Below are 17968 nucleotides of genomic sequence, written 5' to 3'. Positions count from 1 at the left end.
CCTGCTTGAAGAAGCCGGAAACGGTAAGGACGGAGTTGCCCATGCGGATTTCCGTTACACAGTCCGGGCGGCGGTCTGTTTTGGTGGTGCTTGTCTGTTTGGTTTCTGTCATAGGCTCTCCTTTCGCTGCTTCATCAGTTGCTTTAAGCGTTCCAGCTTTTCCTGTGCGGTTTCCTTTCGGAAGTTGCTGCCCGTGAAGCGGACAGGGGCGCACATGGAAGTCAGCCTGTCATAGATACGGGCATGGGGCGTGTCCTGCGGGTGCTGCAATTCCTCCAGCGTGAGGTTGGTCGTGGCGATCAGCGGCTTGCCGCTTCGGTAACGGCTGTCAATCACGCTGTAAACCTGTTCCAGCCCGTATTCTGTCCCTCGCTCCATACCAAAATCATCAAGTATCAGCAGGGGGTAGCTGCAAAGGCGGGAAATATATTCGTTCCTGCCCTCAAAGCTGGCGGCAAGGTCATTGAGTATCGTTGCAAAGTTTGTCATGCAGACGGCAACCTCTTTTTCCATAAGGGCGTTGGCGATACAGGCAGCAAGGTAGCTTTTTCCTGTCCCCACGCCGCCCCAAAACAGGTAGCCGATATTTTCAGCCTGCATGGTTTCCCAGCTCTCCACATAAAAGCGGGCGGTTTCGGTCTGTGGGTTTCTGCCGTTGTCATGCTCAAATGTCCAGTTCCGCATAGCGGGGTCGGTAAAGCCCCGGCGTTTCAAGTCCTCCACTTTTTCAAGGTGCTTCTGTCGGCTTTCGGCGGCTTGCTGCTTTTCACGGGCTGCCCGGTGGCAGTCGCACTCTGCCGGGTGTCGGTCATGCCCTAACCATTGGGCGGTTTCTTTTGAAAAGTATGCTTCTTTTGGCGTATGGCACTTGCCGCAGTATAAAAGCCCGTCCTCGCCTGTGTAGTCCTCCGCTTCGGCGGTAGTGGTTGTAATGTCCGTAATCATAGCTTCAATCTCGTTTTTCATAAGCTCTCGCCCTCCTTGCATGAATAATCGGGTATGCCCTGTTTCGGGGCAGCCTTGCCTTTGGCAGCGTCCTCCTGCGCCCACTTGTAAATGGTGGCTGCATGGCTGTGGTACTGCTTCCCGGTGGAAGCGATATGGCAGGAAAGCCGGTCAATATAATACTCCCACTTGTCGGGCAGCTCTGTTTTCAGCCCGGAAAGCTCTGTATCGGTCAGTATCACATTGTTGTATCTGCCATAAGCAGCGGGGACGGGGTGTCCCGTTTCTCCCTCTCTCTCTTTTTCTATCTCTATCTCTTTCTCTAACTCTATCTCTATCTCTGGTGGACGAATGTCGGACAAATGTCCGCCTTTTGTCCGGGGCGGTAAAAGTGCCTTGTTTTCCAGTCTTGCAGCCCGTTTCCGCTCGGCTTCGGTAGAGGACTGTCCTATCATCAGCTCAATGTCGGTCATATAAAAAACCCCGCTGTCAAGCTGCTCCACAAGCCCCAACTGCCGGAAAATCTCTAAAGCCCTTTCAACCGTCCCTATCTGGTGGCGGGTCAGTGTCGCTATCATCTGCGCTGTGTAGGGGATATGCTCGTCAAGCTGCAACTTCCCGCCGTTTTTCAGCGATTTTAAGTACAGCTTCAAGAGGATATTGGAATATAAAATCCCGTCTTTCATATCTTCCAGCAGCACAATGGAGTCGCTGTCAAAAAAGTTCTCTTTCAGCTTGAGGTAGTAATACTTGCGGTTATCTGCCATTGTCCCTGTCCTCCTTTTTCCGGCGTTTGGAGTAGTAGCGGGGGCAGAGTATGATAACCGCCCGGAAGCTCTGCTTGCAGCTATGTGTACAGCCCCGGCAGAGGTCGTTGTATGTGATACGGTCGCAGGTGGTATTCCCGACTTTTACTTGCCGCAGGAAAAAAGACCATTCCAGCCGCCGTTTCTTGCTCATTCTTGGCATGGGTGCGCTCCTTTCTGCCGTTTCCGCTGGTGTGGCGGTATCGGCGGTAATTCTGTATCATCTCGGTATCATTTTCGGGGTTTTTCTGCCCTGTAAGCCCGTTAAAAAATCCTTTGGTATTGCGGATAGGGTACGGGGCAGCCCCCTTGTTCTGTATGGGTTCGGGTACATTTTGGGGTGGTTTTTATCGCTCCTGTTCCTGCCTTTTCACAGGCTTGCGCTCCCGGCGTAAAATCTGGTCGATATTGCCCTTGACAGTCTGTAAGCGGCGGTATTCCTCCCGTTTTGCCCGGTAATCGTTGTAGCCGCTGTTTTTCTCTTTGATAAGGGTTTCAATCTCTGCTTGCAGGGCTTTATAGCTCGGCAGCTTGGAAATGCCGTTCTCCCTGAAATAGCGGGCGGCTGCGTCTGCTATAATAAAGTCGCTTTCGTGCTTCTGTCGGTAGGCTGCTTTTGCTTTGGCGTTTTTCTGCTGTTTCAGCCCGTCCCGGACAGGGCGGGTCTTGGAATAGGCAAGCACCTGCCGTTGCAGCTCCTTTTTCCCGTCCAGCGTCTTTTCCACCTGCTTCAGCTCCGTAAGGCTTTCCTGCATGGCGGCATAAGCGGCAGAACAGGCTTCGTCCAGTTCCTCCGGGGAAGAAAAGCCATACTGCTGATAGGCGGTAACGGTAGCCGCCATCTGCTTTAGGTTGTGCTTTGCCGCCCAGCGGTCATAGCCCACGCCCTTGCCCTCGGCTCGCTTGGCTTCCCGGTCAACCATGCGCTGCAAGGTGTTGTCTGCCGGGGTGGTTTTTGCGGCTTTTTCCTCCCGCAAGCGTTCCTTTTGGGTGTAGGGGTATTCGGGTATGGCTGTGGTCTGTTCGGCGGCTCTGCGGGCGTTCTGCGTGAGCAGGGTAAGGACAGCAGCCTTGTCAAAATCGTCCCCCAGCTTCCGGGCTGTGATAGGCTTCGTCCTGTCCGGCGTGAGGTAGGAAAGTCGCCCCCGGCTCTCCTTGACGGTCACGCCCTCCCGCAGCAAAAGGGAAGAAAACTCGTCAAAGCTGCCAGCTTGGGAAAGTGCCTGCCGTATCGTCCGGCGCAGCTTCGCCTTGTCCGTTTCAAACTTGGTGGGCTTGGTCGGCTGTCCTGCGGCTTCTCTGACAGCGTTCTCTTTATCAAGGGCAAGCTGCCCTTTCTTTGCCGCCCAGTATTCCCGTTCCGTTATCCGTTCCTTGCTGCCGTTCAAGAGGTCGATTTGGTAAAGCCCCTCCCGGTGGCACATTTCCATGACTTCACTCTTGAAATATTCCATAGCGGCGTTGGTGCAGCGGTGCTTGCAGCCCTCCCTTGTGTCGGCTGGTCTGTCCATGTAGGGCAGAAGCGGGACTTCGTAAATCCGCAGGGAGTTGATGACGATATGCACATGGATATTGCCGCTGTGGTTATGGCCGTCCGGGTGGGTGCATACAAGGGCTTGGTGGCCGGGGAAATGCTCGGCGCAAAACTTCTCACCCAACGCCTGCGCCTGGTCTACGGTCAGGCCGTTGTCCGCTGCGTCCCGTGGGTCAAAGCTGATGATGTAGTGGTGGCTTTTCACATCTTCCCGCCGCTGGTTCTTTCCATAGCGGAGATTTGCCCGCATACAGGCAATGGCAAAATCCTCCCCGCCGCAGTTCAGCGTGGACAGCCGGTAGTCCTCGCGGGGGATAAGCCTGCCGGATTCATCAAGGACGGGCTTCATGGTAAACTCGTCATGCTCAAAAAGCAGGTATTGTTCGGCGGCTCCGTAGTCGGCGTTTTTAGAGTTGATATGCTTGAGTGTTGCCAACCGCGTCACCTACTTTCTTGAGGACTTCATACTTGAGGGCGGCAAGGTCGGCTATGGCGGCGTGTACCTCGCCGGACAGCGCATTGTAAGGTGCGCCGTACTCGTTCAGATACCGGGCTATCTGGTTGAGGTTGCCGCCGATCCTGCCGTACTCGGCGGCCAACTTCCCGACAGCGGAAAGCAGTTCATCATTGACCGCCGACACATGGATTACGGGGCGTATGGTCGCCCGCCGTATCGCCTGCCGGAGAAATTCGGACTGGCTGATACCATAGGGCGCAAGCCGCGCTGTGAAGTCGGCGTATTCATCTTCGGACAGCCGGGTTTTCACAACGCGGCTGCGGTGGGGCGTGTTGTATTTCTTTCGCATGGTCGTGACCTCCTTTCTTGCCGCATGAGCGCGGCGGGGATAAGCGGCGTAAGCCGCAAAGCAGGGTTTGGGGAAGGCACTCCCCAACAAGTTTCCCGCGAGGGGCAAAAACCGCAGAATTGCGGATTTTGGCACCGTGGTAGAAACTTGCTCTCCGTAACTGCAAACCCCGGCGCATATGGGGGCTTCTCATTTTCCGCTAATATAACGCTCGAAAAGGGCTTTGCTGCCCGCTGTAGGCGGTCTTTTTTCCTTTCCGCTAAAGATACATTTCAAAGACCGTCATCTACCCGCTGGACGGGGATTTTCTCAAATTTCCTTTTGCTCCTGTAATCCGGGCAACAGCTTTTTGGCAACTGGCGGGGTAGAGAATTTTTCTTTTCACTCACTACTGCAACCGGCAAGGGGCAAAATGGCCGGAAATAGAATAGAAAAAAGCAGTAAATCTTTTTCAAGACTTACTGCTTTCGATGGCCGCCGGTGGGCGGCAAGTATTCAGTTTTTATGGCTCGTCCGGCGGGTAGTCAAATTGGAATTTGAGCAGACAGGCAATCAACCGTTCTTTCACATAGTCCTCAACTTCGGCATTGACTTGCCCGTTCATTTTGGAAAAGTATCGGATATATCCGGCATAGTGGGAAAGAACTGCGTCCACGGCTTCCGGGTCGCCTTCATGGGCTTTGACAATGGTTTCATAGGGAAGTAGCCTACTCATGGCGGCTCACCTCCATTTCCTCCCGTAACCGCTGCAAGGCAAGTTGGATATGCCGCCCCGCTGTGCTGCGTGTTTGACCAAAGTACGCACCGATCACGCGCTGCGGCTGGTGCAGGAAATAGTAGCGGAAGATTTCTTCCTGCGCTTGTTCCGGCAAAGTCGAGAGTGCAGCGGCAAGGGTGACGTTGCAGAGCAGGACGGTCTGGCCGCAGACGATAAAGGGGTGTTCTTCGTCCGGCTCCGGCTCGGCAAACTGGACAAACTTCTCATTTGTCAGATAGTCAAGGGAAATTTCCCGTTCCCATTTCTGCCGCAGCCGTATGATTTTCCCGATGGCGGCATACCGAATAACGGCTTTACAAAAGGCGTTGTGCTTGCACCGGATATACTCTTGATAGGCTTCAATCTCGGTCATGGAAATTCCCCCTCTCTGAATAATAGTACGGGGCGGGCAGCACTCCTTGCTGTCCACCCCTTGATTGCCTGCCAGCAAAGGCGGGCGGGGCTGTCAACGGCGGCGCGTATGCGCCGTTCATCTTAACCGTTGACTGGCTCGACTGGCTTTGCTATTTCGTTATGTTCATTCAGTTGTTGACAAAAGAAATGTAGATACCGAAACTGTCTGGAACATAGCTGATGCTTATCCACTTTTCTTCATTTGACAAAAGTGTTCCGATAGAAACATAGTTTTCTCCCTCGATTTCCTCTGACACATTTTCAATTACGGAAAAGCCTTCTTGGTTCAAAATCTCCATGTACTCGTTATAGTCGTTTTCGCTAACGCCGGTAAGGTTGATACTGCAATTCCCATGTTCTGTATCAAGTGTAGCCCATGCAACCGTACCAGGCGGAACAGGAAGCCCCTCCGTGTACTCATTCGCAGGCCAAACGCCCTCTTCCAATTTTGTAACACTGTTAGATTGTGTATTGCTCTCATTGCTGGTTGGTGCAGATGAGATATTTTGATTAGAACACGCAGCCAAAAAAATCATAAGCATGATTGCGAATACAGAAATATACTTCTTCATTGGTTACCTCCTGTTTTTGTGTATGGTTCTAATAATTAACAAAACAGCAATAGCCGTTGCTACAAACCCAATAGTCAAAAGGATTTGTGAAACATCAAAGGCAAATGCGCCCTCAATCTGTATATTTGTTGTCGCGTCTGCCTGTCCGATTGCTCCTTCTGGTACTTTTCCTGATTGTGCAACAGCATATACCGAAAAGGCAGCAACCGCGATAACAAGCGCAACAAGAGTAGAAATGATACCGTTCCTTTTTTTCAATGTGGTGTTATCAATGCCAAACTGTTCTGCGGTGCTGTCTGCAAATTCTTTTGGTGTGCCCAAACGTTGGATAACCTGTTGCTCTGTTTCTCCATGCTCCATAGCAGACGCAAAAACTTCATTCAAGTCACGCACAACCTCTTTTTTCATTTTGCGTGGTAAAGATAGTTCCTTTTCAACCTGTTTGATATATTGTTCTTTCATTTGGACACCCTCGCTTGTTGATAACTTTCTATAAAGCCGTTTACGCAGTTTTCATAGCTTGACCAAAATAAGATTAGTTCATCAAGTACATTCCTGCCTTTATCAGTTAAAGAATAATACTTTTTTGAGCCGCCATTTGCCGCAGCCGGAGCCAATCGGCATTTGATTAGTTCTGCTTCCTGTAAACGATACAGAATAGGGTAAATGGTTCCCTCTTTCGCATATCCCAAAACAGACGCACTATTGTTCAATTCGGTTATAATTTCATATCCATAAGTTTCCTTGCGTCCGATTAGGCATAAGAGTATCATTTCCAGAGAGCCTTTTTTGAATTGCTGGACATATTTGTTATTCATATCGTCGCCTCTCTTTAGTTTCGCTACTTAGGCTTGCTAAGTAGCAACTATATTATATCTCTTTCGAGGTATCAGAGTCAATAGTCTTAACGAAAAAGTTACAAGATGCGTGCGTAAGGCAATATCGGAATAATGGGCTGCTGTCTATCAAATTCTTGTGTGTTACTTTATGGCACATGAGCATTGGCACCCGGATTATCATTTCCGTAACCCTCCAGAAGATTGATAACGCCCCATACTGCCACGCCTGCTCCGATTGCTGTCACAACGGTCTTTAATCCTGTTACTGCTGTTGTAAAAAATGCCATATTGATTTACCTCATTCTTTCTTAAGACTTGTTTTTAAGTAAAAAATAAGGAGCATTGCTTTCATCTGCAAAACTCCTGTACCTCTGGACATCGTGTCCAAAACATTATTCAGTTGTATCCGGGGAAATCTCCCCACATTCAAAGGCTTCGTCTACCTTTGTCTTTTCTGTGAGCTTCATGTGGTGCAGATGTTTCACATACTGTTCCATATCAAAGGCGTTTTTCTTGTCATAATCGGACAGCTCTTTGTACCTCTTGTGCTTCGTTATATCGAATTTATCCGAGAAAAATGGTCTGACACCTCTAAGCTGCATGATACATTTTCCACCGTCCATGACCGCAATCTCGTCCTGTGACATCAAAGCCTTTCCTGTCTTTTGATAATTCAGACCGTAGGACTGGCTTGTACCTCTTGTGTCTGAGGTATTGTATAAATCAATCGTTTCTTTCCCCAGTACATCTTCCAATTCCTTTAGTGTGGTCTTTTCCTTCCCTCCGAGAAACAGGGTGGTATCACAGTTACCCTCTATGGTATCTGCATTGTCCTTATAAATTGCTTTGAGCTGTGACTTTGACTGCAAAATAATAGAAGCTGATATTTCACGGCTACGAATGGTAGCAATCAGCTTCTCAAACTGTGGAATCTGCCCGATGTTCGCAAACTCATCAAGGAGCATACGCACATGAACCGGGAGCCTTCCGTTATAAACATCGTCTGCCTTATCACAAAGCAGATTAAAGAGCTGGGAATACATGATTGATACCACGAAATTGAATGTGGAATCCGTATCAGAAATAATAACGAACAACGCTGTTTTCTGCTCTCCCAGAGTGTCAAGCTCCAGTTCATCATATTCCATCAGGTCACGCAGCTCTTTTATATCAAATGGTGCTAACCTTGCACCGCAGCTAATCAGAATCGACTTTGCTGTTTTTCCTGCCGCAAGTTTATATTTCTTATACTGCCTTACGGCAAAATGGTTCGGGTCTTTTTCCTCCAGCTCCTCAAAGAGCAAATCTACGGCATTTTTGAAATTCTCATCGTCCTCTCTCGCTTCGCTTGCATCAATCAAATCAATCAACATAGCGAAATTCTGTTCCTCCTCCGGTGCTTCGTACCAGATGTAGGCGATAAGTGCCGTATAGTAGAGTTTTTCAGCCTTAACCCAGAAGTCCTCACCGGATTGCTGTCCCTCTCCTTTGGTGTTGACTATAATCGTGTTGACGAGTTTCAAAATATCCTTTTCGCTCCGAAGATAGGCGAAAGGATTGTAGTGCATGGATTTTGCAAAGTTTATGGTATTTAGAACTTTGATTTTGTACTTTCCCCGTTTCAGCATCTTTCCGCACTCCACCAGCACCGTCCCTTTCGGGTTTTGTCAATAAGGAACAAGAAAATAGTATCTTGCTTTTAAGCGGTTTCATCGCCGCTGTCGTTCTGGATAAGGCGCACAACCTTGTCCGTAAAGGTTTCCCGGCTGGTTTCGCTGAAATGGATATGAATGTCAAAGGTCGTGCCGCCGATGTTCTTCACAAGGTCGGGTTTGGCGGTCAGAGGGGAAACGGCTGCGGGGGTGCTGGTCTTGCTGGTTTCATTGTTCATAGGCTCTCCTTTCAAAGATAAAGCCCCATGTGGTCGGCACATGAGGCGGTCATATCGGGTAAGGGTGCAAGGGTGCAACAATGCAAAGGTATCTACGGATTGCATTCTTACTTTGCACTCTTGGCTTCGTTCCTGCGATAGTACCATTGATTTCCCCGGCGTATGACTTCTATCCGGGTATCAAGATTGCGGCGGGCATTTTTAACCGTCCTCTCGGATATTCCAGCTTCGGCTGCGGCCTTTACAATGTCCTCGCTGGCAAGCTCTTTCCCGTCTGCGAGTAAGTCAAGTATCAGCTTCTCGGCCTGTTCGGTCTTGGTGGTGGTGTTCCCGCCCGCGCCGGATAGCAGTTCGTCGGCGGTTATGTCGTATTCGCCTATCCATGAAAAGCCTGTTTCCGGGTCAAGGCAAAAGGCAACGGGCTTGCCCTCCGGCGCAAGGGAAGATTTGTCATGGACGATAACACGCACATTCGGCTCCCGCTTCACGCGCCCGATCAGCAGGACGCTCCTTGCTGCGGCGCGGAAGTCGATAGAACCTAAGCCCCGGTATGCGCTCTGCCCTCCGGCAGCTTTGTTCAAGTGTCCGATAAGGATAACGGCGCACCCGGTACGCTCGGCAACATCGGCAAGGCGGCGGAACATGGGGCGCACTTCGTTTGCCCTGTTCATGTCGGTTTTCTCGCCCATGTACGCCTGTATGGGGTCAAGGATAATCAACCGCGCCTCGTTCTGCGTGATTGCCTTTTCTATGCGCTCGTCGGAGAGAGTAAGCTCCCGCTTGGCTTCATCAATCACAAGCACGCGGTCAAGGTCGGCTTCGGCTTCTATCAAGCGGGGCTTGACGGTATCGCCCAGCCCGTCCTCGGCGGTCTGGTAAATCACTTGGAATGGCGGCAAGGGCTTCATTCCCGGCAGCGTTCCCCCGGTGGTGCAGGCGGCGGCAAGGCGTAGGGCAAAGGTGGTCTTGCCCTCGCCGGGATTGCCTTGCACAATGGTTACTTTTCCAAACGGGATATACGGCTCCCATAGCCATTCAACGGTCTGTGTGTCAACCTCGCTCATGCGAATAATCTCGACGGTTTCTTCCTGCGGCGGCTCTTTCAAGCCGTAAACCGCTTCCCGGATATACTTCCCGTCTGTGATTTCTGCCCGGTGCTGCAATACCTCGTTCCAGTCCTTAAACAGCGGCACAAGGCGGTGGACGGTATATCCCTCCGGCACAAGCTCCGCAAGGCGGCTGCAAGCGTCGTTTCCCGCTTGGTCGCTGTCAAGGCAGAGGTAAACGGTCTTGATGTTTGGGCGGTCAGAGAGGAAACGCAACAGGGCTTTTTCTCCCACGCCGCCCAATGACAAATAGCTCTGTTTCTGCCATGCCTTTTTGAACAGGCAGAGGAAAGAGAGCAGGTCAACGGGGGCTTCAAAGACAAAAAGCCTGTCGCTCTCGCCCCGGTAGCAGAAATTAAAGGCTTTGTCGCTGCCTTTCACATCAAGCCGGAAGTTTCCCGCCGTCCCCTTGCTGTGGGCGTAACGCGGTATTCCGTCCTCGTCCCGCCCCACAAATACGGCGTTGTGGTGGGCTGCGTCCTCGTAAATATCGCCGCGGGCAAAGAAAAAGCCCGTCACATCTTCATCAATGCGGCGGGCTGCTGTGAGGTAGTTCCTCGCTGTTCGATTGTCGCTGTTTGGGGGCGGTAGCCGGAAGTCGGATAGGGACGCGGGGCAAGGTCTGTCCGGCGGCGGTACGGCTCCCTTTTCTCCTGTGAGAAGTTCCACGGCTTCGGTGAAGCTCTTGCCGAAAAACTCCATGACAAAATCGACGGGGCCGCCGCCCTTGCTCTGGCTGTGCCTGTACCATTTGTTTCCCCGGACGGTCAAGCTGTCGTGCCGTTTCCAGCGGTATTCATTTCCGGCGCGGGTAAGCTGCTCGCCCTGTGATTGTAGGAAAGAAACAAGGTCGGCTTGGTTCGCCCGGTCTATCTGTTCTTGGGTGTAATACATGGTTGATACCTCTCTTTCTGTGGTTGAATTGTTCACAGATTTCAAATATAATGGGGTTAGCAAGTTGGATTTAAGAGGTGATCTTATGATTGATTTAATAGTTGATTTCCTTGCAACCATAGGTGATATAATTGTAGATATATGGGTAAATAAGATTGTAACAAAATTCAAAAAGAAATGAGTCGCCTTTTATCCATCCAATAGTACAGAGGGCGGACAAGCCGAACAGCTTGCCCGTCCTTTCCTTTATCGCTCCTGTTCCTGCCGCTTGGTGCGGCTCTGCGTCTGTGCCGGTTGGTCGGCGCGGAGTGCAATATCCACGCATTTGCGGATTTTTTGAAGCTCGGCAACTTCGGCGCGGGTATCTTTCAGCGTTTCATATTCCGCTTCCCGCTGTGCTTTGAGGGCGGTATATTCTTTCTCCCACGCGGAGATCGGCAGGGTTTTCACGCCCTCCGGCAAATGGGCATGGAGATAGCGGTTTGCCGCGTCCCATAGGGTAAGCTCGGCGCGGCGGGCTTCCGCAAACTTCTCCTGTTTTCCTTTCCAGCGGATTTGCCGATACTCGTCCTGTATGGGCTTGTAGGTTTGATAATTTCTGCCGTACTCCATGAGTTTTTGCAGCTCTTTCATGCGCTGCTCGGCGGTTTTCATTCCCTCCCGGATTGAATAGGCTTTATCGCTGACAGAGGAAAGAGCAGCGTCCAGCTCGTCAAGGGTGGAAATGCCATGCTCGGAAAGATAGTTGACCGCCTTTGCAACGGTTTTCAGTTCATCGGCGGCGTGCTGCCTTTGCCAACTCTGCGAATACTTCCGGCTCTTTTCTCTCTGAACGCTTAAATATTTCATCAGCAGATTTGCAAGGCCGGGGGATTGCGGGGGCTGCTCCGGGGCAGTTTCCCGCGCCTTGAACAGTTCGCCAATCCATTCTTTGAGCTTTCCAATCTGCGCCCGGATTTCCCGGATAAGGCGGTTTGCCTTTTGGATATTCCGGTTCAGCTCGCCTTTCTCGGTGGCTATGCCTTTCTTCTCCATTTGACAAGCCGCTACGCCCATGTGGACGGTAGGCAGCTCGTCAATGCCGCGCTCGGCGTTGCTGCGGTGGTCGATACGCTCCGGGTGTCCGGCGCGTTCAAGGTAGGCGTTTGAAATATCCGCCCATGCCTTGCGCCACAAAAGCGCGTTGCCCTTGTCGTTCCAGCCTGTGAGGTCAACTTTGTGTGTCTTATATCTGCCGCTTGGCAAGCGTATGCGCTCGCCGTTTTCGTCAAGGTCATATTCCTTTTTGGACTTCGCCGCCCATGCGCCGCGCTCGTCAAGGGGGCGCATGGTAAGCATGATATGACAATGGGGGTTGCCGCTGTCAGTGTCGTGAATGGCAAAGTCAACGCACATTCCTCTGGAAACAAATTGAGAGGAACAGTATTCCCGGACAAGCCGGATCTGTTCCTCTCTGGATAATTCTATGGGGAGTGCTGCGTCAATCTCTCTGGCAAGCTGGGCGTTCCCGGCTTTCTCGTAAAGCTCCACACTGTTCCATAGGGTAGCGCGGTCAGAGAAAGAGGGCGGGGCATGGGGCGGCAATAGGATTTCCGTATGGACAACGCCGCGCTTGCGGGTGTAGTCATGGGTCATTCCGTCCCACTCGTTTGTGATTTTCTCGCCGCTTCGGTAGGCGGCTGCGGCAACGGCTGATTTGCCCTTGCCCCGGCTGACAATGCTGATATTACAATGATAGATGGCTATGGGTATCACCTCCCGGATAGGATAACAAGACCCGCAAAAATGGTACAGACACCAACGGCGGGTGTACTGTTTTTGTGGGTGTGCAGGGATAGCCGCGTAAGCGGCGCAAGGGGTGCAGCCCCTTGTTGCGGCAAAGTCGCCATATCGGAGCGCGGGGAAAGTTCCCTGTGCGGAGATGAGCCCTCGGCAGAGCGCACACGCCCGCAAGGGTGTATAAGTGCGCCCTTTGTTCCAAAGGGATTACTCCGCATTCCCGTCCCCGGCTCGTTTTTTCAAAAACTCCTGTGCTGGCTCGCTCATCAAGGCAAGCCGTAAAAAGGCTTTCGCGTCCTCGTCCGGCATGGCAATCAGCTCCGGCACAAGGCTCTCCATGAAGCCGCCGCGCTTACAAAGCCTGTGGTTTCTCGCCTTGCGTTCCTCGACGGATAGCTTCTGCTTGATGATTTTCTCCCGGTTTTCAAACTGCCGGATTTTCTTCTTGCCTTCCTCAATCTCGGCGGTCAATTCCTCACGGGTTTTCTCCCTCGGTTTCGTCATAGCTGGTCGCTCCTTTCTGCCCGTAGGCATGGAAAAAGGGCAGTCGATTTTCTCGGCTGCCCTTGTGGATAATATATTTAGTTTTAATAAGCAGAACTTATAATTTCAAAGCTTAAATTCATATCAGCATTTGCGGCTTTTTCTTCATTTTCTATTGGTTGTATCACAAATTCAAATGTAGGCTCATAGTCCCCGTCCTGCAAGGTTTCTCCACCCAAAATCTCGATATGATACCAGCCATTTGCAAGTTCGACAATTGGCTTTTTATTCTGTCTGTAATAAGAAATTAGAGTTTTCACTTTTTCGGGAGTAAACTGTTTTAATATGTGCCATGTAAAAAGCATAAGCATATTATTATCCACTTTGAGGGAATAACCACTCCTTCTAAACTGCAATCGGCTTTCCCCTTTGCACAACTCCGGTTTATCACCAGAGAGATTAAACAATACGGTATAAGGATAGTTTTCAATGCCACTCATGGGGATAACAATACCTTCACTAAAAGCCCTATCCCCACTTTCATTTGTGGTAAATTCCGTTGCCAAATCGTCTGAAAGATTATTGGCTCTTTTCCAACTTTCCAGTAGTAAAATGTCACCAAGAATAAAATAATTAACAAGATCGTTTAATACTTCCGTAAACTTATATATCATAGTAAACCTCCTCAAAATTTCGATTTGTTGTTCTTTTTTCAAGAGAAGTATAGCACAGGATTATGAACAAATCCACCTCATTTCAGTCTGCTGGCGGCATTGTTTTCCTTGGCAAACTGCCGCGCTGCTTCCCGCCGTTCCTCACTGTATGGGGCGGTCAGACGGAAAGAGAAGCGGCCTTTCTCAATATCAAACTCCATGCAGCCCGTTTCCGGGTCTGCGTCGGTCTGCTGGCAGATCGCCGGATAACGGCGGCTGTATGCAAGCAGACGCTTCTTCAAGGCGGTGTTGTGGGTGCGGATATGGATAAGGGGGTCTTTCTCGTCAAACCAAATGTCGGTGGTCTTTTCCCGCTTGGTAAGCCCTGTTCTCATAAGCTCTCCTTTCTGCGCCCCTGTTATGCAATAGGGGCATTTTTCGGGTGTTTTCTCCGGCTCTTGACTTGGAGAAAACGGCGTTTTTGACGATAAAAACCGCCCGGACGGGGAATGGTTCGTCAGGGCGGCTGTTATCGCAAGATTTCCGATTTTTCCGGCTCTTGACCGTTAAACATAGATTAACTCATGCATTACGATTTCCTCGGCTATCGCCTTGCAGTTGTTCATCAAACCTACCCATTTCATCGGGTCGGCGGCTTTGAGGGCTTCGGTGGCTCCCGCTTCTCTGGCAAGGCGGGGCATGAGGTAGTCCAGCATATCCCGCGCCGCCCGGTCTGTTTCCGCAAGGTGGGGGTATAGCTTCTCGCTGGCTACAAGGGCGGTATAAAGGCGGTGGCGGTATTGTTCCAGATAGGCTTTCCGCAGCCGCCCGTAGTGGCCGATATGGGGCTTTGGGGTAATGGGGCGGTTCCCGTTATCAATCAATCTTCTCATGCGATTTGTTCTCCTTTCTCGTCGTGCTTCTTCCTGTGGTAGTTCTCCCGCCTTGCAGCAAGGAAGTTCTCATACCGGGCTTGGGCTGCGGGGTTTCCGGCTGCGGCTTCCTCGTACATCTTCTGGCGGGATTTCTTGGTGGCTTCCGAGTGGTAAGCCCGCCGCCTTGCAAGCTCGGCGGCTGCGGCGGGGTCGGTTTCCGCTTGGGCTTTCAGTTCTTGGTAGGCGTTCTTCTTCCGGCTCCGGCTGGCTTCAAGGCGTTCTGTTTCCTCTGGCGTGAGGGGCTGTCCCGCGACTTGCGCGGCGGCAAGCTCTTTGAGCGTCCGGGGCTTGGGCGGCTGCGCTGCTTTCTGCCGTTCATACCATGCCTTGTGCTGGCGGTTTTTCCTCTCGCGGTAAGCGGCAAGGCGTTCTGCTTCCTCCGGCGTGAGGTCGGCTCCGGCCTTTTGCAGCGCGGCAAGCTCCTTTAAGGATTTCGGCTTCGGGGGCTTGGGCGGCTCGGCGGCTTTCCGTTTCTTCCGCCATTCCTTTTGCCATGCCCGGTTATGGGCTAACCGCGCTTCGTCTGCCGCCTGTTCCTCCGGGGTCAGCAAGCCCGCTTTCTTCCTCGCGGTAAACTCCCGCTTCTCTGCCTTGCGCTTTTCCTCCCGCGCTTTGGCAAGCTCCTGTGAACGGGCTTCCTTTGCCGCCTGTTCCTCCTGCTGGCGGCGTTGTTCCTCGGCTTCCATTGGGGTAACGATATGGGCGGGGACTTCAAACGCGCCGATGAAGTTGAGGTAAATATCTATCCGCTGGCGGCGGCTGTTCCCGCGCCCCTCGCCCTCATGGACAACCACTTTCTCGATAAACTCGTTGAGCATGGGCGTTGTCAATTCGGAAAAGTCGGTGTAGCGGCTCACAAGCTCGATAAACTTATCTGTTTTCAGCCTGTCGGCGTTCCAGCTCTCGATTGCTTCCTGCCATTGTGCGATAGCGGCTTCCAGCCCGGTCTGTTCCACGTCATATTCGGCAAGCAGACGGGTAAAGTGCTTATCGGGTATCTTGCCTGTGGCGTTTCCCTCGTACAGCTTTTTTACAAGCCCGTCCAGCTCCTTATACCGCCGCTGCGCCTTGCTCACTTTCTGCCGGTACTCCTTGACGGCATTTTCTTGGTGCTGGTCGGTGGCTTTCCGCACACGCTCGATAAACTCCGCTTCATTGTGCCGTACATACCAGCTCACGCGCTGGATTGCGGCAAGAATGGCGGCTTCCATTTTCGCGGTGGGGATATAGTGCATGGTGCAGTCGCGGGTAAGCTGGCGGTAGCTGGAACACACAAAAGCGTCGTCCAGATACTTGCCTTGCACAAGGCTGCTGCGGTGGGTCAGCTTCGCGCCGCAGTCGGCGCAGTAGAGAAGCCCGGTCAAGCGGTTTGGGGTGTTCTGCCGCTTGGGGGCGCGGCGTTTTGTTCCCATAAGCCGCTGGACGGTGTTCCATGTTTCCTCGTCCACAATGGCGGGGATTTCCCCGTCAAAAATATACTGTTCCTCCGGCGCGGTCTTGCGGGTGCTTTTGGTCTTGTAGTTCTCGCAGACGGTTTTCCCTAAAACCTTGCGCCCTGTGTACTCCGGGCGTTTGAGGATATAGCTGATAGTTGTTGTTGACCATGCGTAGGGGTCTGTGTACTTCGCCGACCGGACGGGTGCGCCTATCCGCTTCCAATGCTCGGACGGGATAGGGATTTTCTCGGCGCGGAGTGCCCTTGCTATGCTGGCGATACTCTCCCCGGCAACAACGCTGTGGAAGATACGGCGCACAACGGCGGCGGCTTCCTCGTCGATTACCCATTCGCCCTTGTTCTCCTTGGACGCAAGGTAGCCATAGCTGACGCTGCCGGAGCAGCGCAAGCCCTTTTCCATTCTCGACTTGAAAACGGTCTTGATTTTCCGGCTGGTGTCGGCAACATACCACTCGTTTATCACATCTCGGAAAATGGACATTATATCAAAGCCGTTGGCGGTATCAAGGTTGTCATTTGCCGCAATAAAGCGTACATGGTACTCGTCAAAGGTGCGCTTCAAAAGCCCCACTTCGACAACATCACGGCCAATCCTGCTTTGGTCTTTGATAATGACCGTAGCCACATTTCCCGCCCGGATTTCTTCCAGCATAGCGTCCAGCCCCGGACGCTTGAAAGTCGTTCCCCGCACTCCGTCATCGGTGAAGTGCCGGATATTCGTAAAGCCGTTCTTTTGGGCGTAGTCCTCCAAAATGCGCTTTTGGTTTTCTATCGACACGCTTTCCCCGGCTCGCTCATCGTCATGGGAAAGACGCTCGTACAGGGCTGTGATTTTTCCCTTGTCCGGCTGTTTCTTCATGGGGTGTAACCTCCTTTCTTGAGGGTGCGCGCTCCCTTTATCCTTATTGTAAATTACCATTCGGGTCAGTGACTACATACGAGGAGTGCATCTGCATCAGGTTCGGCTTTACAAAAAACCGGGTTTTACCAGAACCGGAACCGCCGATCACAAGGATATTTTTATTGCGGGCATATTTCGGCTCTTTCGGTCTGCCCGACATCATCAGACGTTCCGTAGCGGTCAAAAGGATATTATTTTCAAATACAGAATCCATATATGGCTCTATATCTTTGGCATTTCCCCACCTTGCAGAGCCGTACTCCACTCCATGCCGGAAATTTTTTGCATTCTTTGCCTTGTAGTATACAACGAGTTTTAAGAGAACGCCACCCACTATTCCAATCAGCAAATCTTTCATAAAAAAACTGGGCAGGGGATTGGAAAACATTTTGTCCATACCACTCATCACTGCCATCATCTTGTCGGAAGCATTACTCCCCTCCGCCATTCTCCATAAATATGCTGTCTTATTGCAGAAATATCCGGCAAGCACATACGGAAGATTCAGCAGCACCAGCTTTTTGGTATCTGCTCCCTCTGCCTTTGTTTTCAGCCTTTTGGGGAGAGTTTTCAGGTCTTTGGTCATTCCCTCTATGATACTGCTCATAGGCTCTGCCCCCTGTCCTTGTTCTTCTGTCGGCTTCTCTCTTTGTTCTGATCCTGTGACGCCGCTTCTCTGAAATACTTTAACTTCTGTCTTACGGAAGTCCGGTTTTTCTTTTTCTCATTACCATAAACAAATTCTTTGAATGCCTGTGCGATTGCATCGGCATCTCTGCCCTTGAAAAATACCAGATACTTCGGCGGCTCGGTGGTCTTATCTTTTTTTACGGCAAAATCAACATTGTATTTACGGGCTGTCCGTTCAAAAGATTTAATGTTGCTGTCCGTAATTTCAATCGAGGACGCACCAGCCCCCTCTCCCACCAGTTCCTTAACCGACACTTTTCCATGCTTCTTCTGTGCCTGCTTTCTGTGATGATTCAGATACATTCTCATCGCAGCTTTTAGGATACTGGCGTCCAGTTTTGCAGATTTAATCACAAGGGCGATTGTTTTCTGCGTTACTTCTTCCTGCATCTGTACCTCCTTCTTTCGTTTTTACTGCTGTTCCTTTAAGGCGGAACAAACAGCCGATGTAGTAAATATCTCATGCCTCTCCTTTCCGCTTCTTGACATCGTGCCAGAAGCACTAAA

At 51.4% G+C, this 17968-nt stretch carries 20 protein-coding genes and 3 pseudogenes; all 23 read right to left on the bottom strand.

Annotation, left to right across the window (positions count from 1 at the left end; all coding sequences use genetic code 11):
• Positions 1-112, bottom strand: a pseudogene (locus WMO29_RS16780) (transposon-encoded TnpW family protein); the annotation flags it as partial.
• The gene (locus WMO29_RS13680; protein ID WP_173841929.1) at positions 109-966 is read right to left on the bottom strand and encodes an ATP-binding protein; all 858 of its coding nucleotides are present in this window, start codon (positions 964-966) and stop codon (positions 109-111) included. The gene WMO29_RS13680 and the pseudogene WMO29_RS16780, both read right to left, overlap by 4 nt.
• Positions 963-1712 carry a phage replisome organizer N-terminal domain-containing protein gene (locus tag WMO29_RS13675; protein WP_173841928.1) on the bottom strand — a complete coding sequence of 250 codons (750 nt, stop codon included), beginning with the start codon at positions 1710-1712 and terminating at the stop codon, positions 963-965. The genes WMO29_RS13680 and WMO29_RS13675 overlap by 4 nt, the downstream gene beginning before the upstream one ends.
• A complete protein-coding gene (locus WMO29_RS13670) occupies positions 1702-1914 on the bottom strand; it encodes a hypothetical protein (protein ID WP_005927784.1) in 213 nt (70 codons plus the stop codon). The genes WMO29_RS13675 and WMO29_RS13670 overlap by 11 nt, the downstream gene beginning before the upstream one ends.
• A 184-nt stretch (positions 1915-2098) precedes the next feature.
• Complete coding sequence (locus WMO29_RS13665) at positions 2099-3721, bottom strand: relaxase/mobilization nuclease domain-containing protein (protein WP_270497480.1); 1623 nt, start codon at positions 3719-3721, stop codon at positions 2099-2101.
• Positions 3693-4091: a plasmid mobilization protein gene (locus tag WMO29_RS13660; protein ID WP_118515678.1), complete on the bottom strand. Its 399-nt coding sequence runs from the start codon at positions 4089-4091 to the stop codon at positions 3693-3695. Before WMO29_RS13660 ends, WMO29_RS13665 begins: the two co-directional genes overlap by 29 nt.
• 502 nt (positions 4092-4593) lie before the next feature.
• Entirely contained in the window at positions 4594-4806 is a 213-nt protein-coding gene (locus WMO29_RS13655; RefSeq protein ID WP_117946832.1) for a helix-turn-helix domain-containing protein, read from the bottom strand.
• Positions 4799-5221 (bottom strand): sigma-70 family RNA polymerase sigma factor, encoded by a 423-nt coding sequence (locus tag WMO29_RS13650; RefSeq protein WP_117946833.1) that lies wholly within the window; start codon positions 5219-5221, stop codon positions 4799-4801. Before WMO29_RS13650 ends, WMO29_RS13655 begins: the two co-directional genes overlap by 8 nt.
• A gap of 169 nt (positions 5222-5390) precedes the next feature.
• Positions 5391-5834: a DUF6591 domain-containing protein gene (locus WMO29_RS13645; RefSeq protein WP_117946834.1), complete on the bottom strand. Its 444-nt coding sequence runs from the start codon at positions 5832-5834 to the stop codon at positions 5391-5393.
• A 3-nt stretch (positions 5835-5837) separates the two neighbouring features.
• On the bottom strand, positions 5838-6296 hold the full coding sequence (locus WMO29_RS13640) for a DUF1700 domain-containing protein (protein WP_117946835.1): 459 nt from the start codon (positions 6294-6296) through the stop codon (positions 5838-5840).
• Positions 6293-6652 carry a PadR family transcriptional regulator gene (locus tag WMO29_RS13635; protein WP_015534245.1) on the bottom strand — a complete coding sequence of 120 codons (360 nt, stop codon included), beginning with the start codon at positions 6650-6652 and terminating at the stop codon, positions 6293-6295. The genes WMO29_RS13640 and WMO29_RS13635 overlap by 4 nt, the downstream gene beginning before the upstream one ends.
• A gap of 167 nt (positions 6653-6819) precedes the next feature.
• Positions 6820-6960, bottom strand: coding sequence for a Maff2 family mobile element protein (locus WMO29_RS13630; protein ID WP_435391175.1), 141 nt, complete (start codon positions 6958-6960; stop codon positions 6820-6822).
• Between the two features lie 105 nt (positions 6961-7065).
• Positions 7066-8337: pseudogene (locus tag WMO29_RS13625) on the bottom strand (VirD4-like conjugal transfer protein, CD1115 family); the annotation flags it as partial.
• A 35-nt stretch (positions 8338-8372) separates the two neighbouring features.
• On the bottom strand, positions 8373-8564 hold the full coding sequence (locus tag WMO29_RS13620) for a transposon-encoded TnpW family protein (RefSeq protein ID WP_087286542.1): 192 nt from the start codon (positions 8562-8564) through the stop codon (positions 8373-8375).
• Positions 8565-8671: 107 nt separating this feature from the next.
• The gene (locus WMO29_RS13615; RefSeq protein WP_242985068.1) at positions 8672-10564 is read right to left on the bottom strand and encodes an AAA family ATPase; all 1893 of its coding nucleotides are present in this window, start codon (positions 10562-10564) and stop codon (positions 8672-8674) included.
• A gap of 246 nt (positions 10565-10810) precedes the next feature.
• Entirely contained in the window at positions 10811-12319 is a 1509-nt protein-coding gene (gene mobQ, locus WMO29_RS13610) for a MobQ family relaxase (protein ID WP_117534725.1), read from the bottom strand.
• Positions 12320-12550: 231 nt separating this feature from the next.
• Positions 12551-12847, bottom strand: a complete 297-nt coding sequence (locus WMO29_RS13605; protein WP_117534724.1) for a DUF3847 domain-containing protein — start codon at positions 12845-12847, stop codon at positions 12551-12553.
• 83 nt (positions 12848-12930) lie between these two features.
• Positions 12931-13500: a hypothetical protein gene (locus tag WMO29_RS13600; protein ID WP_117534723.1), complete on the bottom strand. Its 570-nt coding sequence runs from the start codon at positions 13498-13500 to the stop codon at positions 12931-12933.
• 77 nt (positions 13501-13577) lie between these two features.
• Positions 13578-13874: a hypothetical protein gene (locus WMO29_RS13595; RefSeq protein ID WP_117534722.1), complete on the bottom strand. Its 297-nt coding sequence runs from the start codon at positions 13872-13874 to the stop codon at positions 13578-13580.
• 171 nt (positions 13875-14045) lie between these two features.
• Complete coding sequence (locus WMO29_RS13590) at positions 14046-14372, bottom strand: TnpV protein (RefSeq protein ID WP_117534721.1); 327 nt, start codon at positions 14370-14372, stop codon at positions 14046-14048.
• Entirely contained in the window at positions 14369-16729 is a 2361-nt protein-coding gene (locus tag WMO29_RS13585; RefSeq protein WP_117534720.1) for a recombinase family protein, read from the bottom strand. Before WMO29_RS13585 ends, WMO29_RS13590 begins: the two co-directional genes overlap by 4 nt.
• A 49-nt stretch (positions 16730-16778) precedes the next feature.
• Positions 16779-17378: pseudogene (locus tag WMO29_RS13580) on the bottom strand (type IV secretory system conjugative DNA transfer family protein); the annotation flags it as partial.
• The gene (locus tag WMO29_RS13575) at positions 17375-17851 is read right to left on the bottom strand and encodes a PcfB family protein (protein ID WP_173816544.1); all 477 of its coding nucleotides are present in this window, start codon (positions 17849-17851) and stop codon (positions 17375-17377) included. The gene WMO29_RS13575 and the pseudogene WMO29_RS13580, both read right to left, overlap by 4 nt.
• Positions 17852-17968 lie beyond the last annotated feature (117 nt).

It is taken from the genome of Laedolimicola intestinihominis (genome assembly GCF_040096155.1).
Classification (GTDB): Bacteria; Bacillota; Clostridia; order Lachnospirales; family Lachnospiraceae; genus Laedolimicola; species Laedolimicola intestinihominis.
This window is presented reverse-complemented; position numbering and strand designations above follow the sequence as displayed.

Bases quoted from the DNA above. Each gene is read 5' to 3' on its own strand.
- WMO29_RS13680 (WP_173841929.1), bottom strand. From the start codon at position 966: ATGAAAAACGAGATTGAAGCTATGATTACGGACATTACAACCACTACC.
- WMO29_RS13645 (WP_117946834.1), bottom strand. From the start codon at position 5,834: ATGAAGAAGTATATTTCTGTATTCGCAATCATGCTTATGATTTTTTTG.
- WMO29_RS13615 (WP_242985068.1), bottom strand. From the start codon at position 10,564: ATGTATTACACCCAAGAACAGATAGACCGGGCGAACCAAGCCGACCTT.
- WMO29_RS13650 (WP_117946833.1), bottom strand. From the start codon at position 5,221: ATGACCGAGATTGAAGCCTATCAAGAGTATATCCGGTGCAAGCACAAC.
- WMO29_RS13620 (WP_087286542.1), bottom strand. From the start codon at position 8,564: ATGAACAATGAAACCAGCAAGACCAGCACCCCCGCAGCCGTTTCCCCT.
- WMO29_RS13575 (WP_173816544.1), bottom strand. From the start codon at position 17,851: ATGCAGGAAGAAGTAACGCAGAAAACAATCGCCCTTGTGATTAAATCT.
- WMO29_RS13585 (WP_117534720.1), bottom strand. From the start codon at position 16,729: ATGAAGAAACAGCCGGACAAGGGAAAAATCACAGCCCTGTACGAGCGT.
- WMO29_RS13595 (WP_117534722.1), bottom strand. From the start codon at position 13,874: ATGAGAACAGGGCTTACCAAGCGGGAAAAGACCACCGACATTTGGTTT.
- WMO29_RS13655 (WP_117946832.1), bottom strand. From the start codon at position 4,806: ATGAGTAGGCTACTTCCCTATGAAACCATTGTCAAAGCCCATGAAGGC.
- WMO29_RS13660 (WP_118515678.1), bottom strand. From the start codon at position 4,091: ATGCGAAAGAAATACAACACGCCCCACCGCAGCCGCGTTGTGAAAACC.
- WMO29_RS13630 (WP_435391175.1), bottom strand. From the start codon at position 6,960: ATGGCATTTTTTACAACAGCAGTAACAGGATTAAAGACCGTTGTGACA.
- WMO29_RS13605 (WP_117534724.1), bottom strand. From the start codon at position 12,847: ATGACGAAACCGAGGGAGAAAACCCGTGAGGAATTGACCGCCGAGATT.
- WMO29_RS13675 (WP_173841928.1), bottom strand. From the start codon at position 1,712: ATGGCAGATAACCGCAAGTATTACTACCTCAAGCTGAAAGAGAACTTT.
- WMO29_RS13590 (WP_117534721.1), bottom strand. From the start codon at position 14,372: ATGAGAAGATTGATTGATAACGGGAACCGCCCCATTACCCCAAAGCCC.
- WMO29_RS13640 (WP_117946835.1), bottom strand. From the start codon at position 6,296: ATGAAAGAACAATATATCAAACAGGTTGAAAAGGAACTATCTTTACCA.
- WMO29_RS13600 (WP_117534723.1), bottom strand. From the start codon at position 13,500: ATGATATATAAGTTTACGGAAGTATTAAACGATCTTGTTAATTATTTT.
- WMO29_RS13670 (WP_005927784.1), bottom strand. From the start codon at position 1,914: ATGCCAAGAATGAGCAAGAAACGGCGGCTGGAATGGTCTTTTTTCCTG.
- WMO29_RS13635 (WP_015534245.1), bottom strand. From the start codon at position 6,652: ATGAATAACAAATATGTCCAGCAATTCAAAAAAGGCTCTCTGGAAATG.